Consider the following 19,523-nt stretch of genomic DNA (forward strand, 5'->3'; position numbering starts at 1 on the left):
TAAACGCAGAAAAGGGCAGCGCTCCGGTAGCGCCGGGCCATGCCCGGCGAGCACGTAGCGCGGCGCAGGAAAGCCGCCGGGCATGGCCCGGCGCTACCGGGGCGTCCCGCTTTCAATCGGCGTAGATCATCTTCCGGGTCATGCCGCCGTCGACGATGAAGTCCTGGCCGGTGCTGAAGCCGGACAACGAGGACAGCAGGTACACCGCCAGTGCGCCGATGTCCTCGGGTTCGCCGACGCGGCCAACCGGATGCTGGGCGTGGTCGGTGGCCGAGTACTGCGGCACGTGCTGGCGTGACGGCGCCTGCCAGGCATCGGTGCTGATCCAGCCGGGGCTGATGCTGTTCACCCGCACCGCCGGCCCCGCACTGATGGCCAGAGCGTGGGTGAAGGCCACCAGCCCGCCCTTGGCCGCAGCGTAGGCTTCGCTGTGCGCCTCGGACTGCCAGGCGCGCGTCGATGCGATGTTGATGATCGCGCCTGCGTCGGCCGACAACGCCGGCAATGCGTGCTTGCTGCACAGGAACGCGCCATGCAGCGATGACAGCCGGCGCTGCCATTCTTCCCAGTCCATGTCCTGCAGCAGGGTGCCGTGCGGCCCGGCGATGCCGGCATTGTTGACCAGGCCGTCGATGCGCCCGAAGCGTTGCAGGGCCGCCGCGATGAAGTCGCGCACGCTGCTTTCGTCGGTGATGTCCAGCCGCTGGAACGCGGCATCATCGCCGCGCTGCCATTCGGCCAGGCAGGCCTGGCCCGCCTCTACGTCCAGATCGCCGATCAGCACACGGCCGCCGGCCCCGAGCACCGCCTGGGCGATGCCGCGGCCGATGCCGTTGGCACCGCCGGTGACCAGCACCACCCTGCCGTGCAGTGGCGCGGCCGGCCAGGTGGCAATCGGCGGCACCGTGCTCATGACAGGTCGTCGCCGCGCAGGCGACGGTGCCAGCCCTCGACACCGATCCGGTCCAGGGTCTGGATGTTGCGCTCGACGATCACGTCCGGGTCCGGGTAGACATCCACCGCGCGTGCCACGCTGTCTTCGCGCAGCAGGTGCAGGGTGGGGTAGGGCGCGCGGTTGGTGTAGTTGCTGGCGTCATCGGCGGCGACGCCATCGAACTGGTAGTCCGGATGGAAGCTGGCCACCTGCAGGATGCCCTGCAGGTCCAGCGCCTCGATCGCCGCATCGGCGTTGTCGAGGAAGTCGTTGTAGTCGAGGAAGTCGGTCAGTACATGCGGATGCACGATCAGGGTGGTATCGATCTGCTCGGCCGGCGTGTCGCGCAGCAGCACCAGTTCTTCGGCCAGTTCTTCCACCAGGGCTTCGGGTGTGGTCGCGTCGCTCAGCACGATGCGGACCTGGTCCTTCACGTACACCGCCTTGGCGAACGGGCACAGGTTCAGGCCGATGACGATGCGCTCCAGCCACAGGCGGGTGGCGGCGATCGGGTCATCGGTGGGCAGGGGGGTGTCGGTCATGGCGGGCGCATCGGCTGGCGGGGGTAGCCATTGTAGGCGGGCCGCTGCAGGGGCGCCGTTCACTGTCCAGGAACTGGACAACGGCGATGCTGGAAATTCCCGTCGATTCAATCCCTTGCCGACATCACGCCAATGGCCGATTGCCGACGCTGCGGGCCAGGCGTGCAATGGCGGCACGACACAGGAGGACTTTTCATGACTGCATCTTCCCCATGGCTGCCGGACGCACTCTGGTCAGGCGCCTTCTTCGACGGTCAATGGAGCGCCGCTGCACAGCGCCAGCCGGTGATCGAGCCCGCCACCGGGCAATCGCTTGGCGAAATCGGCCTGGCCGATGCGGCGCAGGTCGCACGTTCGGCGGCCGCGGCGGCGCAGGCGCAACAGGCATGGGTGGCAGCGCCGTACGAACAGCGCGCCCAGGTGCTGCGCAAGGCTGCACGCCTGGCTGAAGAAAACATCGACACGCTGATCGACTGGCTGGTCCGTGAAAGTGGCTCCACCCGCCTGAAGGCCGGTTTCGAAGCCAAGGTGACCATCAAGGCGCTGCATGAGGCCGCCGCGCTGCCTTCGCGCAGCGTGGGTGAGATCCTGCCGTCCGAACCTGGGCGGCTGAACCTGGCGCGGCGCCGTCCGCTGGGTGTGGTGGGGGTGATCTCCCCGTTCAATTTCCCGCTGTACCTGGCGATGCGCGCGGTGGCGCCGGCGATCGCGCTCGGCAATGCCGTGGTGCTCAAGCCGGACCCGCGCACGGCGGTGTGTGGTGGTGCGGTGATCGCACGCCTGTTCGAGCAGGCTGGTCTTCCGCAGGGGGTGCTGCAGATGCTGCCCGGCGACGGCGCCGCCGGTGCCGCGCTGACCAGCGACCCGCATGTGGCGATGATCCAGTTCACCGGCTCGACGGCGGCCGGACGCAAGGTTGGCGAAGCCGCCGGCAAGCACCTGAAAAAGGTGTCGCTGGAGCTGGGCGGCAAGAACGCGCTGATCATCCTTGACGATGCCGATCTCGACCTGGCCGTGGCCAACACCGCCTGGGGCGTGTACCTGCACCAGGGCCAGATCTGCATGGCCACCGGCCGTGTGCTGGTACAGCGCGGCATCCACCAGGCCTTCCTGCAGAAGCTGGTGGCCAAGGCGAAGTCGCTGAAGGTGGGTGACCCGGCACGCGAGGATGTTGCGCTGGGCCCACTGATCAATGCCGCGCAACGCGACCATGCGGCGCGTGTGGTCGACGACGCGGTGAAGGCGGGTGCCACGCTTGAAACCGGCGGCACCCACCAGGACCTGTTCTTCGCACCCACCGTGCTCGGCAACGTCAGTGTCGACAATCCGGCGTTCAACGAAGAGATCTTCGCGCCAGTAGCGGTGGTGGTGCCGTTCGATGACGACGACGAAGCCGTGCGCCTGGCCAATGACAGCGAGTACGGCCTGTCGATGGCGATCGTCTCCCGCAATGTCGGCCGCGCGCTGAAGCTGGGCGAGCGCCTGCGCACCGGTCTGCTGCACATCAACGACCAGACCGTGAACGACGAGGTCATCAATCCCTTCGGCGGGGTAGGGGCGTCCGGCAACGGCACCAGCATCGGCGGCCCGTCCAACGTGGAGGAATTCACCCAGTGGCAATGGATGACGGTCAAGGGCGAAGCCCCGGCCTATCCCATCTGATCGAGGAGAACGCAACGATGAGCAGCAACAGTGGATCGCGTGACATCACCGCAGCGGTGGTGCGCGGCAAGGAACTGCCCTTTGTCATTGAACAGGCGCGCCTGCGGGGCCCGCAGGACGACGAAGTGCTGGTGAAGATCGTAGCGACCGGCCTGTGCCATACCGACCTGATCGTGCGTGACCAGTACTATCCGGTGCCGCTGCCGGCAGTGCTGGGCCATGAGGGTGCGGGCATTGTCGAGGCGGTCGGCCCCAACGTACGCGAACTGAAGGCTGGCGATCATGTCGTGCTGACCTACGGCCAATGCGGCCACTGCAATCCCTGTCGTGGGGGCCACGGTGCGTACTGCCGCGATTTCTTCGCGCTGAATTTCGGTGGTGATGATGGCCACGGCCATACCGCCATCACCGATGCACAGGGCCAACCGCTGCACGATCACTTCTTTGCACAATCGTCGTTCGCTACGTTTGCGCTGGCGCGCGAGATCAATGCGATCAAGGTGCCTGACGATGCGCCGCTGGAGCTGCTCGGTCCGCTGGGCTGCGGCATCCAGACCGGTGCCGGTGCGGTGCTCAACGCGCTGCAGGTGCGATCGGGCAGCAGCTTCGCCAGCTATGGCGCCGGTGCGGTCGGCCTGAGTGCGGTGATGGCGGCCAAGGTCGCCGGTGCCACCACCATCATCGCCATCGACGTGGTGCCCTCGCGGTTGCAGTTGGCCATGGAGCTGGGCGCCACCCATGTGGTCAACAGCCGCCAGACCGATGTGATCGAGGCGGTACGCGCGATCACCGGTGGTGGTGCCGATTTCGCGCTGGAATCGACCGGGCGCCCGGAAGTGCTGTCGGCCGGCATCGAAGCGCTCGGCGGGCTTGGCATGATGGGCGTGGTCGGTGCGCCGAAGCTGGGCACCACTGCCAGTTTCGATGTGAACAACCTGCTGCTGGGCGGCCGCAGCATCCGCGGCATTGTCGAGGGCGACAGCGTGCCGCAGGTGTTCATTCCGCAGCTGGTGACGCTGTACCAGCAGGGGCGCTTCCCGTTCGACAGGCTGGTGAAGTTCTATCCGCTGGAGCAGATCAACCAGGCGGCCGAGGACAGCACGAGGGGGATTACGCTGAAGCCGATTCTGCGGATCGCGGCGTGAGGTGAGGGTGGGTTTGCAGGGCTGCGCCCTGCACCTGCCGAATCAACGGCAACGGCAACGGCAAAAGCGGGCATTCCGTGGGATGGCGGGGTGGGTCCGGTTGCGGGGGACGCTGCAAGTCCCCCTCCGGGGCCCGGCCCAGCCGCTGGCGGCTGTGCGTTCGGGCGCTTGCGAAGCAGTGCTTCGCAAGCAAAGCGCCCTCACCCATGTAAGCTCGGTCGCCGCTTGCTCGTGTGCGCTGTCCTGCGCACACGGCAAGGCCCGGGTTGGGCGTCCTGCCCAACCCGCCCGAGGCATGCCTCGGGCCCATGCGGCTCACGCCCCCGCAACCGGACCCACCCCGCCTTCGACGGGTTCCCGCTGCTGTTGGTGGGTGTCGACCCTGGTCGGCACGTGGATCCACGCCATGCGTGGATGAATGCCGGACGAAATTGGAAACGCTCCGTTGTTGGCACGTAACGCGGGCATGGCGTGCGTGGGTGTACGCTGCATGCATGATGGCCACGACAGTCGGGCAACAGCAGCTGGTGGCGGCTCGGGCCGCCTTCGCCGAGGGTGACGTGCAGTCGCTGGCGATGCTGCCCCTGCCGTTGCAGCAGTCCTGGCAGCGCTCGCATGCGGCCGGTGTGCGCCCCGGGCAGGAGCCGTATTATCCGCCGTTGCAGGGCAATGGACACCGCTTGGAGTCCCGCGATGACCGCCGCCTGGCGCGTTGCGTGCAGCCGGAACTGGAGCAGTTGTGGGCGGCGTTCGGTGCGCGTGGGTGGACGATGTTCTGCGCCAACGGCGAGGGCATGGTGATCGTGCATCGCGCCCATGGCCTGGAAGATGCGCCGCTGCTGCGGCCGATCCAGGTGGGCCGGCGGCTGGGCGAGGCCGAGATCGGCACCACCGCGCCTGCGGTCAGCCTGGCCGACGACCTGCCCGCGCTGGTACGCGGCAATGAACACTATCTGCAGCGGTTCGCCCCCGTGTTCTGCCTGAGTGAGCCGCTGCATGACCTGCAGGGGCAGGTCTGCGGTGCGATCGACATCACCGGCCTGGGGGAACGTGACCCGGCATTGCTGCAGGGCTATTTCCGGCAGGCGGCGCTGGCCATCGAGAACCGCTTGATCCACACGCTCAGGGATGTCCACCTGCTGGCGGTACAGCATGATCCGCGCTGGCTGGCATCTCCGCTGCAGGGCCTGTTGGCGGTGCAGGAAGACGGCCAGTTGCTTTGCGCCAATCGCGTCGCCCGGCGTCTGCTCGGACTGCCGCGGCGTGGGCCGCTGCCGCTGCTTTCGCTGGAAACACTGTTTGCCGGCGCCAGCGCTGCGCAGCGACGTCGACTGCTGCAGCCCGGCCCTGCGCATCGGGTGCGACTGGGCGAGGGCAGTGCGGTCCATCTGCAGCACCTGCAGGCACCGCGCGCCGCACGGACACGTTCACCGGCTACGGCCGCAGCGCCCGTGCAAGCGGCACCATTGCGTGACCAGCAGCGCGATGCGGCAAGGCGAGCCGCCCATACTGCCGACGGCAACCTCAGCCTCGCCGCACGCCAGCTCGGCATCTCGCGGACAACGCTGTACAGACTGCTGCGCGAGTGAGGCCGGCCACCGAGGCCGGCGCTACATCGCGGTGTTGATCAATCGCGGAAGTTGTTGAACTGCAGCGGCAGGTCGAACTTGCCGGCCTTGAGCACCGCGATGGCGTCCTGCAGGTCGTCGCGCTTCTTGCCCTGCACGCGCAGCTTGTCACCGTTGATCTGGCTTTCCACTTTCAGCTTGGCGTCCTTCAGCGCAGCGGCGATCTTCTTGGCGATCTTCTGCTCGATGCCCTGCTTGACGGTGATCTTCTGCCGCGCCTGGGCCAGGTTGGTCTCGATGTCACCAAACTCCAGGCTCAGCACGTCGATACCGCGCGCGGCCAGGCGCGCACGCAGGATGTCGTTCATCTGCTTGAGCTGGAATTCGGTCGGTGCGGTCTGGTTGATGACATCGCCATCGCGCTCGAATTTCGCATCCACGCCCTTGAAGTCGAAGCGGGTGGCCAGTTCACGGTTGGCCTGGTCGATGGCGTTGGTCAGCTCGTGGGTGTCGACTTCGGACACGACGTCGAAGGAAGGCATGGGCGTTACTCCGCAGAAATCAGTGGCGGCCATTCTATCGCGCCGGTCGCGGCGGCAACGCCCGTGGTCGGCGATAATGGGCCATGAACGTGCAACGCTCCCCTTCGCGCGCCGTGGCCTGGATGGTCGCTGCTGTCGCCTGTTTCTCGCTGATGGACGCCGGCATGAAGCAGCTCTCGGCCGGCTATCCCTCGCTGCAGGTCACCTTCCTGCGTGGCGCGGCGTCGCTGCCCTTCGTGCTGGTCTGGGTGCTGGCCAGTGCCGGGCCACGCTCGCTGATCCCGCGCCGCTGGGGGCTGCACCTGCTGCGCGGCGGGCTGGGCATGGCGATGATCGGCTGCTTCGTGTTCGCCCTGCGCGACCTGCCGCTGTCCACCGCCTACACCATTTATTTCGTCGCGCCGCTGCTGATTGCCGCACTGTCGGTGCCGCTGCTGGGCGAGCGGGTCGGGCCGCGGCGCTGGGTCGCCATCGGCATCGGCCTGGTCGGCGTGCTGGTGGTGCTGCGGCCGGGCGTGGGCGGTTTCATCTCGGTGCCGGGCCTGATGGTGCTGGCCGCCGCCACCGCCTATGCCATCGCCGCGATCACCGTCAGCCTGCTGACCCGCACCGATACCTCGCAGTCGATGGTGGTCTGGTTCCTGGTCATCATGGCCATCGGCGCCGGGCTGCTGGCTATTCCCGGCTGGGTACCGCTGCAGCTGGCGCATGCGCCGTTGATTGCCGGCATGGGCCTGGCCGGGGCGCTGGGCCAGATCGCGCTGACCAAGGCCTTCCAGCTGGGTGAGGCCTCGATGATCGCACCGCTCGAATACAGCGGCCTGGTCTGGGTGATCGGCTGGGACCTGGCCTTCTGGGGGCAGCTGCCCGATGGCTACACCTGGGCAGGCGCGGCAATCATCGTCGCCTCGGGCCTGTACCTGCTGCACCGCGAACGGGTGAACCGGCAGGAGCCGCCGAAACCGTTGGACCATCCCTGAACCGATCTGGCTGGGGAAGGGGCTCTGACCGCCGCCGATGTACCGACGTGGGCGGCTTAGAACCAAAAGGAATAACATTCTGGCCCATGGCGCGGGCGCGCGAGCGCCGGCGCTGGTAGGCTGCACGCCCCCTTCCATCGCCCTTCCGGTGAGCTGATCCCGTGATCGAGTTCCAGCGCCTGCACAAATCCTATGCCGTTGCCGGCCGCGCGGTCAGCGCGCTGCAGCCGCTGGACCTGACCATCGAGGCCGGCGAGGTGTTCGGCATCATCGGTCATTCCGGTGCGGGCAAATCGACGCTGATCCGCATGATCAACCGCCTGGAGGAGCCCAGTGGTGGCCGCCTGCTGATCGCCGGCGAAGATGTCACCGCGCTGGATCCGGAAGGCCTGCGCGCGCTGCGCCGCCGGATCGGCATGATCTTCCAGCACTTCAACCTGCTGTCCTCGCGCACGGTGGCCGGCAATGTCGCCTTCCCGCTGGAGCTGGCCGGTACGCCGAAGGCCGAGATCGATGCGCGCGTCGCCGAGCTGCTGCAGACCGTGGGCCTGCAGGCGCATGCGGACAAGTACCCGGCGCAGCTGTCGGGCGGCCAGAAGCAACGCGTGGGCATCGCCCGTGCGCTGGCCACCCGCCCGCAGATCCTGCTGTGCGACGAGGCCACCAGTGCGCTCGACCCGCAGACCACGGCGTCGGTGCTGGCACTGCTGTCGAAGATCAACCGCGAGCTGGGCCTGACCATCGTGCTGATCACCCACGAGATGGATGTGATCCGTCGCGTCTGCGATCGGGTGGCGGTGCTCGATGCCGGCCAGCTGGTCGAGACCGGGCCGGTGACGAAGGTGTTCCTGCATCCTCAGCACCCGACCACGCGCCGCTTCGTCAGCGAATCGGAACAGGTGGACGAGGGGACGCTGCACCGCGATTTCGACGCGGTCGGTGGCCGTGTCGTGCGCCTGACCTTCCTTGGCGCCGACACCTACGAACCCCTGCTCGGCAGCGTCGCGCGGCAGACCGGGGTCGACTACAACATCCTGTCCGGCCGTATCGACCGGATCAAGGACACCCCGTATGGCCAGCTGATCGTCGCCCTGGTGGGCGGCGACCAGTCCGCCGCGCAGGCCGCGTTCGTGGCCGCCGGCGTGCACGTTGAGGAACTGCGTCGATGATCATCGCCACCGCTGGCGGCTTCTTCCGTCACCTGGATGCAGGCAAGTGGGCCGACATCGGCCAGGCCACCATCGACACCCTGCTGATGCTGGCCGGTTCGCTGCCGCTGACCCTGGCCATCGGCCTGCCGCTGGGTGTGCTGCTGTACCTGTTCGGTGCGCCACAGCTGAAACGCCGGCCGGTTGCCTACGGCGTGCTGGCGCTGGTGGTGAACCTGCTGCGCTCGGTGCCCTTCATCATCCTGATGATTGTGCTGATCCCGGTCACCCTGTTCATGATGGGCACCTCGCTGGGCGTGCGTGGCGCGATCGTGCCGCTGGTCATCGGCGCTGCGCCGTTCTATGCGCGGCTGGTGGAAACCGCGCTGCGTGAAGTGGACCGTGGCGTGATCGAGGCGACCCAGGCAATGGGTGCCACGACCTGGCAGCTGGTCACCCGCGTGCTGCTGCCCGAAGCGCGGCCGGGCCTGATTGCCGGTGCTACGGTGACCACCGTGGCCCTGATCGGCTTCACCGCGATGGGCGGTGCGATCGGTTCCGGTGGCCTGGGCGACCTGGCCTTCCGCGACGGCTACCAGCGCTCGCACACCGACGTGGCGCTGGTCACGGTGGTCCTGCTGCTGGTGCTGGTGCAGCTGCTGCAGATGCTCGGCGACCGCCTGGTCGCGCATTACAGCCGCAGATAACAGAATGCCGGGCGGCGCCCGGCATCGTTCACGGTAGTGCCGGGCGCTGGCCGGCAACTTCATGTCTGGTAGTGCCGGCCGCTGGCCGGCACTACCACCGTGCGCAGTCAACGCACGTTCGGTACTTCGTAGCCCAGCTTGCCCACCTGCTCGGGGTGCTGCGGCACGCGCTTGAGCTTGTCGGTGTTCACCCCGTACTCGTCGCGCAGGCGTTCGGCCAGGTCCTTGTACAGGGCCTTGTCCATGTCAGGTGTGCGCGCGAAGATCCAGGCCATCTCGCGGCCCGGGTAGCCGATCAGCGCCCAGGAATAGTCCGGTGCTACTTCCAGTACCCGCGAATGGGTCGGCACGACCCGGTAGAACCAGGTGCGCCAGCCATGGTTGCCACTGTCGGGATCGACGCTGGCGCGCGCACGGATTTCCTGCAGCGGCTCACCGAAACCATCGCGGTAGCGATAGGTGATGGCGACCTTGTGGTCCTCGCGCAGCTCGTACTGATTGACGCTGGTGACGTGGCCGCGCTCGATGAAGTTCGGCACGCGGCCGATCACGTACCAGGTCCCCATGAAGCGCTGCAGGTCGATCGCCCCATCTGCAGAGGCTTCCGCGGCGCTGTTGCGGGACGACGGTGGGGAATTGGCAGCCACTGCCGGACCGCCCAGGGACAGGGCCAGCAACACAGCGCAGAGCGGGCGGATCGAGGTCATGCGGCGGCGGGCTCCAGTGGGCTTGCCCGCGCATGGTCACTGTGTGCAGGCCATCCGTCAATGGTGTCGCAGCCGGTGAGAAGCCCCACAGCCAAGCTGGCCGGCATCGACCCCCGGAGAATCCGCATGCGCACCCGTCCCCGCCACCGCCGGCCAACTGAACGCGTCAGCGAACGCGCCGATCCGCGCCTGTTGCGGGTGGTGCCGCAGCTCGCCCTCGCTGGCCTGGCCGTGGTGCTGGTGTGGCCGGCCGCGCGTGGCAGCAGTGCCTGGCTGGGCTGGTTGCCGCTGTGGCTGGTCGGCATGCCGTTGGCGGCCTGGTGGGCACTGCTGCGCTGCCCGTTGCCAACGCTGGCCATGCTCCGCTCGCTGCAACGCGACCATGGGCAGGCCCGGCGGCGCTCCCCCACGCGTACGCGCAAGGCGCACACCGCCACGGCCTGACCTTCGACACGGGGGCGGCCCCGGTGATCCATGCTAGCGTTTCACGGCTAATGACTGCCTGGAGCTGCAATGTCACGATTCGCTTCCGCCTGCCTGCTGGCCGGCATGATGACCGCTGCCTCGGTGGGTACCGCCGTGGCCGCTGAAGACACCGACCGTTACGCCTGGCTGGAGGACGTCACCGGCGACAAGCCGTTGGCCTGGGTCAAGGAACAGAACGCCAAGTCCGAAGCGCGCCTGGCGCAGACCCCGGCCTTCAAGCAGATGGAGAGCAGCATCCGCGAGGTGCTTGATTCGGACGCCAAGATTCCCGGCGTGCAGAAGATCGGCGATTACTACTACAACTTCTGGAAGGACAAGCAGCACGAGCGCGGCCTGTGGCGTCGCACCACCCTGGCCGAGTACCGCAAGGCCTCGCCGACCTGGGAGACCGTGCTCGACCTGGATGCGCTGAACAAGGCCGAGAACGAGAACTGGGTCTGGCACGGCGCCGACTGCCTGCGTCCGGACTACAGCCGCTGCCTGATCGCGCTGTCGCGCGGTGGTGCCGACGCCGATGTCACCCGCGAGTTCGACCTGACCAGCAAGAGCTGGATCAAGGACGGCTTCTTCCGTCCCGAATCGAAGGGCGGCCTGAGCTGGATCGACCGCGACACCGTGTTCGTCTACACCGATTTCGGCAGCGGCTCGATGACCACCTCCGGTTACCCGCGCGTGGCCAAGCTGTGGAAGCGTGGCACGCCGATGTCCGCCGCCAGCCTGGTCTACGAAGGCAAGCCGGAAGACATGTACATCGCGGCGATGCACGATGACACTCCGGGCTTCGAGCGCAACCTGGTCAGCCGTACGCTGGCCTTCTACAACAACGAGATCTACCTGCGCGGCGACGATGGCAAGCTGACCAGGATCGATGCGCCGAACTCGGCCGAGAAGGGCCTGCACAAGCAGTGGTTGACCCTGGAACTGCGCGACCCGTGGACCGTGGGGGGCAAGACCTACGCCTCCGGCGCGCTGCTGGTGACCAAGCTGGATGATTTCCTGGCCGGCAAGCGTGATTTCGAGGTGCTGTTCACCCCGACCGCGACCACCTCGCTGGCCAGTGCCTCGTGGACGAAGAACCACCTGGTGCTGAATGTGCTGGACGACGTCAAGAACCGCCTGTCGGTGCTGACCTCGACCGCCAAGGGCTGGCAGAAGAGCGATTTCGTCGGCGCGCCGGCCTTCGGCACCCTGGGCGTCAGTGCGGTCGACAGCAATGACAGCGATGCAGTGTGGCTGACCGCCACCGATTACCTGACCCCGACCACCCTGGCGATCGCCGACATCGGCAAGGCGCCGGAAGTGCTCAAGACCATGCCGGCGTTCTTCGATGCCGACGGCAAGGTGATCGAGCAGCATTTCGCCACCAGCAAGGACGGTACCCGCGTGCCGTACTTCGTGGTGCACGACAAGGCGATGAAGCTCGACGGTTCCAACCCGACCCTGCTGTACGGCTACGGTGGTTTCGAGATTTCGCTGACCCCGTCGTACTCGGGCGGCATGGGCCGCGCCTGGCTGGAAAAGGGCGGCGTGTACGTGGTTGCCAACATCCGTGGTGGTGGCGAGTACGGCCCGCGCTGGCACCAGGCGGCGCTGAAGCAGAACCGTCACAAGGCCTATGAAGACATGGCCGCGGTTGCCCAGGACCTGGTCACCCGCAGGATCACTTCTGCCAAGCACCTGGGCGTGCAGGGCGGCAGCAACGGTGGCCTGCTCACCGGCAACATGCTGACCCAGTACCCGGAGCTGTTCGGTGCGGTGGTGGTGCAGGTTCCGCTGCTGGACATGAAGCGTTACAGCCACCTGCTGGCCGGCGCATCGTGGATGGCCGAGTACGGCAACCCGGACACCAGCGACTGGGAGTTCATCAAGACCTTCTCGCCGTACCACCTGTTCGACGCGAAGAAGAGCTACCCGCCGGTGCTGTTCACCACCTCCACCCGCGATGACCGCGTGCATCCGGGCCACGCCCGCAAGATGGCCGCGAAGATGATCGATGCCGGCAAGGACGTGACCTACTACGAGAACATCGAAGGCGGTCATGGCGGTGCAGCCAACAACGCGCAGGCCGCGCACATGTCCGCACTGGCCTACAGCTTCCTGTGGGAGCGGTTGGGCGGTAAATGATGAAATGAAGAACGCCGCCCCCGGGCGGCGTTCTTTGTTGGGCATTCGCTGAACGGTAGCGCCGGGCCATGCCCGGCGGCTCCTTTGCCGCGCTGCGCGCTCGCCGGGCACGGCCCGGCGCTACCGGAATCGTTTCAACCCGCGCGCGATACGCTCCACCGCTTCCTGCAGCCGCGGCACTTCCTGGGTATAGGCCAGGCGTACGTGCTGGTTCGATCGATGGAAGCCGAAATCCAGGCCCGGGGTGAATGCCACGTGCTCGGTTTCCAGGAAGTGCGCGCAGAACGCCTGCGCGTCATCGGTGAACGCGCTGACGTCGGCGTACAGGTAGAACGCCCCCTGCGGCTCCACTTCGATGCGGAAGCCAAGTTCGCGCAGTGCCGGCAGCAGGAAGTCGCGGCGCTGCTGGAAGGCCTGGCGGCGCTGCTCGAAGATCGCCATCGCCTCGTCGCTGAAACAGGCAAGGGCCGCGTGCTGGGCGATGCTCGAAGCGCTGATGTACAGGTTCTGCGCCAGCTTCTCCAGGTCGGGTACCGCCGCCGGTGGCGCCACCAGCCAGCCCAGTCGCCAGCCGGTCATGCCGAAGTACTTGGAGAAGCTGTTCAGCACGAAGGCACTGTCATCGACCTGCAGCACGCTCGCTGCATCCAGGCCGTAGGTCAGGCCGTGATAGATCTCGTCGACCACCAGGTGGCCGCCGCGCGCATGCAGCGAAGCCGAGAGGGCCGCCAGTTCATCGGCTGACAGCACGGTGCCGGTGGGATTGGCCGGCGACGCCACCAGCGCGCCGACGCTGTCGGCGTTCCAGTACTGCTGCACCAGCGAAGGAGTCAGCTGGTAGGCCGTTTCGGGGCCGACCGGAACGAGCTGCGCGCCGCCTTCCACCAGCCGCAGGAAGTGGCGGTTGCACGGATAACCGGGATCGGCCAGCAGCCAGTGGCGGCCCGGGTCGACCAGCAGGCTGCTGGCCAGCAGCAGCGCGCCGGAGCCGCCCGGCGTGACCAGGATGCGTTCGGGGTCGATATCCAGGCTGTAATGACTGCGATAGAAACCGCTGATCGCCTGGCGCAGGACCGGCAGGCCGCGTGCGGCGGTGTAGCGGGTGTGGCCGGCGGCCAACGCCGCCTGGCCGGCACGCACGACCGGCTCGGCGGTGGTGAAGTCCGGTTCGCCGATCTCCAGATGGATCACATCGTGACCGGCCTGTTCCAGCGCCTGTGCGCGGGCCAGCAGGGACATCACATGGAAGGGAGCGATTTCGTGGCTGCGCCGGCTGTAGCCCGGCGTGTGGGGCAGGGTACTCATGCCCCACATGGTACGCCGGGTGTCCCGGTAGTGCCGGCCGCTGGCCGGCAACCTCGGGATGAACAGTCTGCTGCCGTTGCCGGCCAGCGGCCGGCACTACCTCCGCGCGTCCATGACGATCCGCAGGGTTGCCCGCAGCCCCCCTGCCACCCAGACTCAGGCGCAAGGACGCCATTGCATTGCCGATCAAGGAGCCTTATTTCATGAAATCCACTCTCTGCCTGTTGCTTGCGAGCCTGATGACCAGCACCGCTACCGCCGCCACCCCGCCCGTTCCGCCGGATGTTGAGAAGCGTCCGCACGTGGTCAAGGCGCCGTTCGGCGCGACCCGCAACGATGACTATTACTGGCTGCGCGACGACAAGCGCGAGGACAAGGCCATGCTGGCCTACCTGCAGGCCGAGAACGCCTACGCCGACCAGCTGCTGGCACCGCTGAAGCCGCTGGAGGACGCGCTGTACGGCGAGATCGTCGGCCGCATCAAGCAGGACGATGCCAGCGTGCCGGCGCGCGAGCGCGGCTACTGGTACTACAGCCGCTACGAGACCGGCCAGGACTATCCCATCCATGCACGCCGCAAGGCCAGCATGGACGCGCCGGAGGAAGTCCTGCTCAACGTCAACACGATGGCTGCCGGCAAGGGCTATTTCAGCGTCGGCTCGATGGAGGTCAGCCAGGACAACCAGCTGCTGGCCTGGGCCGACGATGACGTGGGTCGCCGCCAGTACGTCATCCGCTTCAAGGACCTGAGCACCGGCGCGGTGCTGCCGGACACGATCACCGGCACCTCGGGTGACCTGGTCTGGGCCGATGACAACCGCACCGTGCTGTATGTCGAGAACGATCCGGAAACCCTGCTGACCGTGCGGGTGAAGAAGCACGTGCTGGGCACCCCGGCCAGCGCCGACACCGTCGTTTACGAAGAGAAGGACGACAGCTTCTACATGGGCATCGGCCGCACCCGCGACGATCGGTTCATCACCATCGGCGTGCACAGCACCGTGTCCTCCGAAGAGCGCTATGCGCCGGCCAGCGACCCGACCACGTTCACCGTGCTCGCCCCGCGCCAGCGCGACGTGGAGTACGACGCCGACCACTACGACGGCCGCTGGGTGATCCGCACCAACGATGGCGCGAAGAACTTCAAGCTGGTGACCGCACCGACCGATGCCACCTCGCGTGCGCAGTGGAAGGACTGGATCGCCCATGACGATGCGGTGTTCATCGAAGGCTTCGAACTGTTCGATACCTACACCGCCATCGCCGAACGTTCAGAAGGCCTGGAGCGCATCCGCCTGCTGTTCAAGGACGGTCGCAACGACTATGTAAAGGCCGACGAACCGGCCTATTCGATGGGCCTGGGCGACAACACCGAGGCTGACACCACGTGGCTGCGCTACGTGTACACCTCGATGACCACGCCGACCACGGTGTACGAACTGAACACCGCCACCGGCGAGCGTCGCCAGCTGAAGCAGCAGCCGGTGATCGGCTATGACGCCTCGAAGTACGAGACCGACCGGGTGTGGATCACCGCGCGCGACGGGGTGAAGGTGCCGGTGTCGCTGGTCTATCGCAAGGGCTACAGGAAGGATGGCACCGGCGCGCTGTTCCAGTACGCCTACGGCAGCTACGGCATGTCGATGGACCCCTACTTCAACCAGACGGCGGTGAGCCTGCTCGACCGTGGCGTGGTGTACGCCATCGCCCACATCCGCGGTGGTCAGGAAATGGGCCGCGACTGGTACGAGAACGGCAAGCTGCTGCACAAGCAGAACACCTTCAACGACTTCATCGACGTCACCCGTGGCCTGGTGGCACAGGGCTGGGCGGCGAAGGATCGTGTCGCCGCGTCCGGTGGCAGCGCCGGTGGCCTGCTGATGGGCGCCATTGCCAACCAGGCGCCGCAGGACTACCGCGTGCTGGTGGCGCAGGTGCCGTTCGTGGACGTGGTCACCACCATGCTCGATCCGACCATCCCGCTGACCACCAACGAGTATGACGAGTGGGGCAACCCCGAGCAGAAGCCGTACTACGAGTACATGCTGTCCTACTCGCCCTACGACAACGTGAAAAAGCAGGCGTACCCGGCGCTGTTCGTGGGTACCGGCCTGTGGGATTCGCAGGTGCAGTACTGGGAACCGGCCAAGTGGGTGGCCAAGCTGCGCGATGACAACACCAGCTCCTTCCCGATCCTGTTCCGCACCAACATGGAAGCTGGCCACGGCGGCAAGTCCGGGCGCTTCCAGCGTTACCGCGAACTGTCCGAGTCGTACGCATTCGTGCTGCAGCAGCTGGGCATCGAAACGCCCGCGGCCGGTGCTGCGACGGAATGACGCATCGTGGCGGCGGTGATATCGCCGCCGCCACCTGCGCTCGGTATCCTTGCGCGATGCGCCCGCCCGAACCGCCCGCCAGCAAGGACCTGCCAACGCCCGCCCGGCCGGTGCGGTTCCGTTGGGCGTGGTGGCTGCTGGCCTACGCCAGCCTGGGCACCGGCATCGTCGGCATCTTCGTGCCGGGACTGCCCACCACCGTATTCATCCTGATCTCGGCCTGGGCCGCCTCGCGCGGCTCCGAGCGCCTGCACGCCTGGCTGCTGCAGCACCCGCGCTTCGGCCCGGCCATCACCCACTGGCAGGCCCACGGTGCGGTCAGCCGCTACGGCAAATGGATGGCCACGATCACCATGGCGGTATGCGCCGGCATCATGCTGTGGTGCGTGCCGGTGGCCTGGGTGAAGTGGTTCTCGATCGGCAGCATGACCGTGGTGGCGATCTGGCTGTGGACCCGGCCGCTGCCGCCGGCCGATTGATCTCTCCGGCCGGGCATGGCCCGGCGCTACCAGGGGTGCTGGGTTGCGGCAGCGCCGGGCCATGCCCGGCGGATGCGTGGCCCGGCGCCCTGCACCAACCGCTCAGCCGCCAATGGCTATACTCGGGGCATGAACATCCCCCATCGCAATGTCATCCTGATTCCGCTGGCAGCGGCCTCGCTGCTGTTCCTCGCCGCATGCGGCAACAAGGGCCCGCTGGTGCTGCCGCAGAAGCCGGTGCCGGTGGAAGAAACCGTCGAACCGGCCACCGATACCGACACCACGCCCGCTGCCACCCAGGACCCCCGCGACGGCAGTCCGTCGGTGACCCCGGACCCGGTCAAGAAGGTGGACGACGGGAATGAGTAAGGCGGTTTCCAACGGCCTGCGCTTCAGCAAGATGCACGGGGCGGGCAACGATTTCGTAGTGATCGACCTGCGCGACGGCACCCCGCCGCCCACCCCGGAACTGGCCGCGCGACTGGCCGACCGCCATACCGGCGTCGGCTGCGACCAGATCCTGACCATCGAGCCGCCGCGTGCCGAGGGCTCGGTCGCTTCGTACCGGATCTGGAACGCCGACGGCTCCAACTCCGAGCAGTGCGGCAACGGCGCGCGCTGCATCGCGGCCTGGCTGGTGCGCGAGGGCAGTGCGCAGGGCGATCGCTTCGTCATCGACAGCCCCCTGGCCAGCCACGCCGTGGACGTCCTGGGCAATGACCAGTACGCGGTGGCGATGGGTGTGCCGGTGTTCGATCCGGCGCAGGTGCCGCTGATCGGCTTCGCCCACCCGCGCGAGGAGTACCTGCTGCCACTGCAGGGCGAGACCGTGCGCTTCGCGGCGGTGTCGATGGGCAATCCGCACGCGGTGATCGAAGTGGGCCTGGTCGATGCCGCACCGGTCGAGCGCGTGGGCGGACTGCTGCAGCAGCATGCCTCGTTCCCGAAGTCGGTGAACGTGGGCTTCGCCCAGGTGATGGGCCCGGAACATGCGCGCCTGCGCGTGTTCGAGCGCGGCGTGGGTGAAACCCTGGCCTGTGGCAGTGGCGCCTGCGCTGCCGCCGTGACCCTGATGCAGCGCGGCCGCCTGCAGCGCGATGCGCGCATCAGCCTGCCTGGTGGCGACCTGCGCATCCAGTGGCCGGGCGATGGCCAGCCGGTGGTGATGGCGGGCCCGACCGCATTCGTCTTCGAAGGGGAGTGGATCGCATGACTGAGACCGTCGACAAGCTCGGTGCCCATGAAGTCGCGGCCTGGTTGCGGCGCCATCCGGGCTTCCTCAAGCAGTTCCCGGACCTGGCGCTGACCCTGGTGGTGCCACGCGATGACGGCCCGACCGCATCGCTGGCCAGCTACCAGCTGGAAGTGCTGCGGGAGAAGAACCGCGAGCTGGCGCGACGGTTGGCCGACCTGGGCGCGACCGCGCAGGTCAACGAGCGGCTGGCGGTGCGCACGCATCAGCTCACCCTGGCCCTGATGAAGCAGGACAACGCCGCCGATACGCTGCGCGCGATGGCCGCATCGCTGCAGGAGGACTTCGCCGGCGATCTGGTGCGGTTGGTCGTGCATGCGCCGGTGGCGGGGCTGGAGCAGGCCGAGTGGCTGCAGGTGCTGGCTGCCGATGATGCGCAGCTGGGCCCGTTCCGCGACTGCCTGAAGGATGGCGAGCCGATCTGCGGCCGCCTGCAGAGTGACAAGAACGCGGTGCTGTACGGCGCGCGCAGCGAGGAAGTGCAGACCACCGCATTGCTGCCGCTGCCGGGCGTCGGCCTGATCGCGGTGGGCAGCCATGATCCGAACCGCTTCTATCCCGGCATGGGCACGCTGTTCCTGCGGATGATGGGCGAGGCCCTGGTGACCGGGCTCAAGCGCTTCGCGGATTGAGCGGGAAACGACGACGATGAGCGCGGTGCAGGCGTTCCTGCAGCACCTGCAGGTGGAGCGGCGGATGTCGGCGCATACGCTCGACGCCTACCGCCGCGACCTGGAGGCGTTGTCGGTGTGGGCCGAACCCCGCGGGGTGGCCGTGGAGGCGCTGGATACCGACGCGGTGCGCCAGTTCGTTGCCGATGAACACCGCCGTGGCCTGTCGGCCAAGAGCCTGCAACGCCGGCTGTCGGCCTGCCGCAGCTTCTATGCCTGGCTGCTCAAGCATGGCCGCATCGAGGCCAGCCCGGCAGCGACACTGAAGGCGCCGCGTGCGCCGCGACGGCTGCCGCAGGTACTCGACGCCGATGAAGCCGTGCAATTGGTTGAACTGGAACCGGAAGGCGAGCTGGGACGTCGTGACCGCGCGCTGCTGGAACTGTTCTATTCCTCCGGCCTGCGCTTGAGCGAAGTCTGTGCGCTGACCTGGCGCGATCTGGATTTCGCCAGCGGCCTGGTCAACGTGATGGGCAAGGGCAACCGGCAACGTCGCGTCCCCTTCGGAAAGCCGGCACGCGAAGCGCTGCTGACCTGGCGCAGCGAAAGCGGTGGTGATGCTGCCACACCGGTGTTCCCCGGCCGCAACGGTCCGATCAGCCAGCGCGCGGTGCAGATCCGCATCCGCCAGTTGGCGCAGCGCCAGGGCCTGTTCAAGCACGTGCACCCGCACATGCTGCGGCACAGTTTCGCCAGCCACATCCTGGAATCCTCCGGTGACCTGCGCGGCGTGCAGGAACTGCTCGGCCATGCCGACATCGCCACCACGCAGATCTACACCCACCTGGATTTCCAGCATCTGGCCAAGGTCTACGATGCGGCGCATCCGCGCGCGAAACGCCGCAAGGACCCGCCCGACACGGGGGGGTAGCGCCGGGCAATGCCTGGCGGCTGTGTGATCCATGTGGCGTGTATGCGCCGCCGCCCGCGCTGCG

19 protein-coding genes are annotated in these 19,523 nt (G+C 67.4%); 14 read left to right on the top strand and 5 right to left on the bottom strand.

All coding sequences use genetic code 11. The features are described 5' to 3' along the window. Nucleotides 1-112: 112 nt before the first annotated feature. Together K5K93_RS15420 and K5K93_RS15425 are read right to left on the bottom strand one after the other, a co-directional pair. Complete coding sequence (locus K5K93_RS15420; RefSeq protein WP_222388342.1) at nucleotides 113-913, bottom strand: SDR family oxidoreductase; 801 nt, start codon at nucleotides 911-913, stop codon at nucleotides 113-115. Continuing rightward, nucleotides 910-1,476 carry a DUF1415 domain-containing protein gene (locus tag K5K93_RS15425; RefSeq protein ID WP_222388343.1) on the bottom strand — a complete coding sequence of 189 codons (567 nt, stop codon included), beginning with the start codon at nucleotides 1,474-1,476 and terminating at the stop codon, nucleotides 910-912. The genes K5K93_RS15420 and K5K93_RS15425 overlap by 4 nt, the downstream gene beginning before the upstream one ends. A 195-nt stretch (nucleotides 1,477-1,671) precedes the next feature. Here K5K93_RS15425 and K5K93_RS15430 point away from each other — a divergent pair, with 195 nt between their 5' ends. From K5K93_RS15430 to K5K93_RS15440, 3 genes are all read left to right on the top strand, one after another. Beyond that, on the top strand, nucleotides 1,672-3,138 hold the full coding sequence (locus tag K5K93_RS15430) for a benzaldehyde dehydrogenase (protein ID WP_222388344.1): 1,467 nt from the start codon (nucleotides 1,672-1,674) through the stop codon (nucleotides 3,136-3,138). Between the two features lie 17 nt (nucleotides 3,139-3,155). Continuing rightward, a complete protein-coding gene (locus K5K93_RS15435) occupies nucleotides 3,156-4,283 on the top strand; it encodes an NAD(P)-dependent alcohol dehydrogenase (RefSeq protein ID WP_261311863.1) in 1,128 nt (375 codons plus the stop codon). Between the two features lie 497 nt (nucleotides 4,284-4,780). After that, nucleotides 4,781-5,872, top strand: a complete 1,092-nt coding sequence (locus K5K93_RS15440) for a helix-turn-helix domain-containing protein (RefSeq protein WP_261311864.1) — start codon at nucleotides 4,781-4,783, stop codon at nucleotides 5,870-5,872. Between the two features lie 38 nt (nucleotides 5,873-5,910). On the opposite strand, the gene K5K93_RS15445 is transcribed toward K5K93_RS15440, so the two are convergent. Continuing rightward, nucleotides 5,911-6,393, bottom strand: a complete 483-nt coding sequence (locus tag K5K93_RS15445) for a YajQ family cyclic di-GMP-binding protein (RefSeq protein WP_080149807.1) — start codon at nucleotides 6,391-6,393, stop codon at nucleotides 5,911-5,913. A gap of 83 nt (nucleotides 6,394-6,476) precedes the next feature. On the opposite strand from K5K93_RS15445, the gene K5K93_RS15450 reads away from it, so the two are divergent. The 3 genes from K5K93_RS15450 to K5K93_RS15460 all read left to right on the top strand — a co-directional run bounded on the left by K5K93_RS15450 (nucleotide 6,477) and on the right by K5K93_RS15460 (nucleotide 9,228). Then, nucleotides 6,477-7,373 carry a DMT family transporter gene (locus K5K93_RS15450; protein WP_049465804.1) on the top strand — a complete coding sequence of 299 codons (897 nt, stop codon included), beginning with the start codon at nucleotides 6,477-6,479 and terminating at the stop codon, nucleotides 7,371-7,373. Nucleotides 7,374-7,534: 161 nt separating this feature from the next. After that, nucleotides 7,535-8,542: a methionine ABC transporter ATP-binding protein gene (locus K5K93_RS15455; protein ID WP_025877309.1), complete on the top strand. Its 1,008-nt coding sequence runs from the start codon at nucleotides 7,535-7,537 to the stop codon at nucleotides 8,540-8,542. Further along, entirely contained in the window at nucleotides 8,539-9,228 is a 690-nt protein-coding gene (locus K5K93_RS15460; protein WP_025877307.1) for a methionine ABC transporter permease, read from the top strand. Before K5K93_RS15455 ends, K5K93_RS15460 begins: the two co-directional genes overlap by 4 nt. Nucleotides 9,229-9,335: 107 nt before the next feature. On the opposite strand, the gene K5K93_RS15465 is transcribed toward K5K93_RS15460, so the two are convergent. Further along, the gene (locus K5K93_RS15465; protein WP_222388346.1) at nucleotides 9,336-9,935 is read right to left on the bottom strand and encodes a lipocalin family protein; all 600 of its coding nucleotides are present in this window, start codon (nucleotides 9,933-9,935) and stop codon (nucleotides 9,336-9,338) included. 126 nt (nucleotides 9,936-10,061) lie between these two features. On the opposite strand from K5K93_RS15465, the gene K5K93_RS15470 reads away from it, so the two are divergent. Together K5K93_RS15470 and K5K93_RS15475 are read left to right on the top strand one after the other, a co-directional pair. Continuing rightward, nucleotides 10,062-10,379 carry a hypothetical protein gene (locus tag K5K93_RS15470; protein ID WP_093818049.1) on the top strand — a complete coding sequence of 106 codons (318 nt, stop codon included), beginning with the start codon at nucleotides 10,062-10,064 and terminating at the stop codon, nucleotides 10,377-10,379. A gap of 69 nt (nucleotides 10,380-10,448) precedes the next feature. After that, nucleotides 10,449-12,545 (top strand): prolyl oligopeptidase family serine peptidase, encoded by a 2,097-nt coding sequence (locus K5K93_RS15475; RefSeq protein ID WP_222388347.1) that lies wholly within the window; start codon nucleotides 10,449-10,451, stop codon nucleotides 12,543-12,545. A 120-nt stretch (nucleotides 12,546-12,665) separates the two neighbouring features. Here K5K93_RS15475 and K5K93_RS15480 read toward each other — a convergent pair whose 3' ends face one another. Further along, nucleotides 12,666-13,850, bottom strand: a complete 1,185-nt coding sequence (locus K5K93_RS15480; RefSeq protein ID WP_222388348.1) for a pyridoxal phosphate-dependent aminotransferase — start codon at nucleotides 13,848-13,850, stop codon at nucleotides 12,666-12,668. A gap of 203 nt (nucleotides 13,851-14,053) precedes the next feature. On the opposite strand from K5K93_RS15480, the gene K5K93_RS15485 reads away from it, so the two are divergent. The 6 genes from K5K93_RS15485 to xerC all read left to right on the top strand — a co-directional run bounded on the left by K5K93_RS15485 (nucleotide 14,054) and on the right by xerC (nucleotide 19,459). After that, complete coding sequence (locus K5K93_RS15485) at nucleotides 14,054-16,186, top strand: S9 family peptidase (RefSeq protein ID WP_222388349.1); 2,133 nt, start codon at nucleotides 14,054-14,056, stop codon at nucleotides 16,184-16,186. A 56-nt stretch (nucleotides 16,187-16,242) separates the two neighbouring features. Next, complete coding sequence (locus K5K93_RS15490; RefSeq protein WP_222388350.1) at nucleotides 16,243-16,665, top strand: YbaN family protein; 423 nt, start codon at nucleotides 16,243-16,245, stop codon at nucleotides 16,663-16,665. Nucleotides 16,666-16,794: 129 nt separating this feature from the next. Further along, nucleotides 16,795-17,034 (top strand): lipoprotein, encoded by a 240-nt coding sequence (locus tag K5K93_RS15495; RefSeq protein WP_049465812.1) that lies wholly within the window; start codon nucleotides 16,795-16,797, stop codon nucleotides 17,032-17,034. After that, entirely contained in the window at nucleotides 17,027-17,878 is an 852-nt protein-coding gene (gene dapF / locus K5K93_RS15500; protein WP_222388351.1) for a diaminopimelate epimerase, read from the top strand. The genes K5K93_RS15495 and dapF overlap by 8 nt, the downstream gene beginning before the upstream one ends. Next, on the top strand, nucleotides 17,875-18,549 hold the full coding sequence (locus K5K93_RS15505) for a DUF484 family protein (RefSeq protein WP_100462415.1): 675 nt from the start codon (nucleotides 17,875-17,877) through the stop codon (nucleotides 18,547-18,549). The genes dapF and K5K93_RS15505 overlap by 4 nt, the downstream gene beginning before the upstream one ends. A gap of 16 nt (nucleotides 18,550-18,565) precedes the next feature. After that, a complete protein-coding gene (gene xerC, locus K5K93_RS15510; protein ID WP_222388352.1) occupies nucleotides 18,566-19,459 on the top strand; it encodes a tyrosine recombinase XerC in 894 nt (297 codons plus the stop codon). Nucleotides 19,460-19,523: the final 64 nt, after the last annotated feature.

The organism is Stenotrophomonas sp. DR822 (assembly GCF_019793815.1).
Taxonomy (GTDB): domain Bacteria; phylum Pseudomonadota; class Gammaproteobacteria; order Xanthomonadales; family Xanthomonadaceae; genus Stenotrophomonas; species Stenotrophomonas indicatrix.

Coding starts and splice junctions, on each gene's coding strand:
- K5K93_RS15420 (WP_222388342.1), bottom strand. CDS start 913: ATGAGCACGGTGCCGCCGATTGCCACCTGGCCGGCCGCGCCACTGCAC.
- K5K93_RS15460 (WP_025877307.1), top strand. CDS start 8,539: ATGATCATCGCCACCGCTGGCGGCTTCTTCCGTCACCTGGATGCAGGC.
- K5K93_RS15445 (WP_080149807.1), bottom strand. CDS start 6,393: ATGCCTTCCTTCGACGTCGTGTCCGAAGTCGACACCCACGAGCTGACC.
- K5K93_RS15490 (WP_222388350.1), top strand. CDS start 16,243: ATGCGCCCGCCCGAACCGCCCGCCAGCAAGGACCTGCCAACGCCCGCC.
- K5K93_RS15505 (WP_100462415.1), top strand. CDS start 17,875: ATGACTGAGACCGTCGACAAGCTCGGTGCCCATGAAGTCGCGGCCTGG.
- K5K93_RS15485 (WP_222388349.1), top strand. CDS start 14,054: ATGAAATCCACTCTCTGCCTGTTGCTTGCGAGCCTGATGACCAGCACC.
- K5K93_RS15480 (WP_222388348.1), bottom strand. CDS start 13,850: ATGAGTACCCTGCCCCACACGCCGGGCTACAGCCGGCGCAGCCACGAA.
- K5K93_RS15465 (WP_222388346.1), bottom strand. CDS start 9,935: ATGACCTCGATCCGCCCGCTCTGCGCTGTGTTGCTGGCCCTGTCCCTG.
- K5K93_RS15475 (WP_222388347.1), top strand. CDS start 10,449: ATGTCACGATTCGCTTCCGCCTGCCTGCTGGCCGGCATGATGACCGCT.
- K5K93_RS15425 (WP_222388343.1), bottom strand. CDS start 1,476: ATGACCGACACCCCCCTGCCCACCGATGACCCGATCGCCGCCACCCGC.
- K5K93_RS15450 (WP_049465804.1), top strand. CDS start 6,477: ATGAACGTGCAACGCTCCCCTTCGCGCGCCGTGGCCTGGATGGTCGCT.
- K5K93_RS15470 (WP_093818049.1), top strand. CDS start 10,062: ATGCGCACCCGTCCCCGCCACCGCCGGCCAACTGAACGCGTCAGCGAA.
- K5K93_RS15435 (WP_261311863.1), top strand. CDS start 3,156: ATGAGCAGCAACAGTGGATCGCGTGACATCACCGCAGCGGTGGTGCGC.
- K5K93_RS15495 (WP_049465812.1), top strand. CDS start 16,795: ATGAACATCCCCCATCGCAATGTCATCCTGATTCCGCTGGCAGCGGCC.
- K5K93_RS15440 (WP_261311864.1), top strand. CDS start 4,781: ATGGCCACGACAGTCGGGCAACAGCAGCTGGTGGCGGCTCGGGCCGCC.
- dapF (WP_222388351.1), top strand. CDS start 17,027: ATGAGTAAGGCGGTTTCCAACGGCCTGCGCTTCAGCAAGATGCACGGG.
- K5K93_RS15430 (WP_222388344.1), top strand. CDS start 1,672: ATGACTGCATCTTCCCCATGGCTGCCGGACGCACTCTGGTCAGGCGCC.
- xerC (WP_222388352.1), top strand. CDS start 18,566: ATGAGCGCGGTGCAGGCGTTCCTGCAGCACCTGCAGGTGGAGCGGCGG.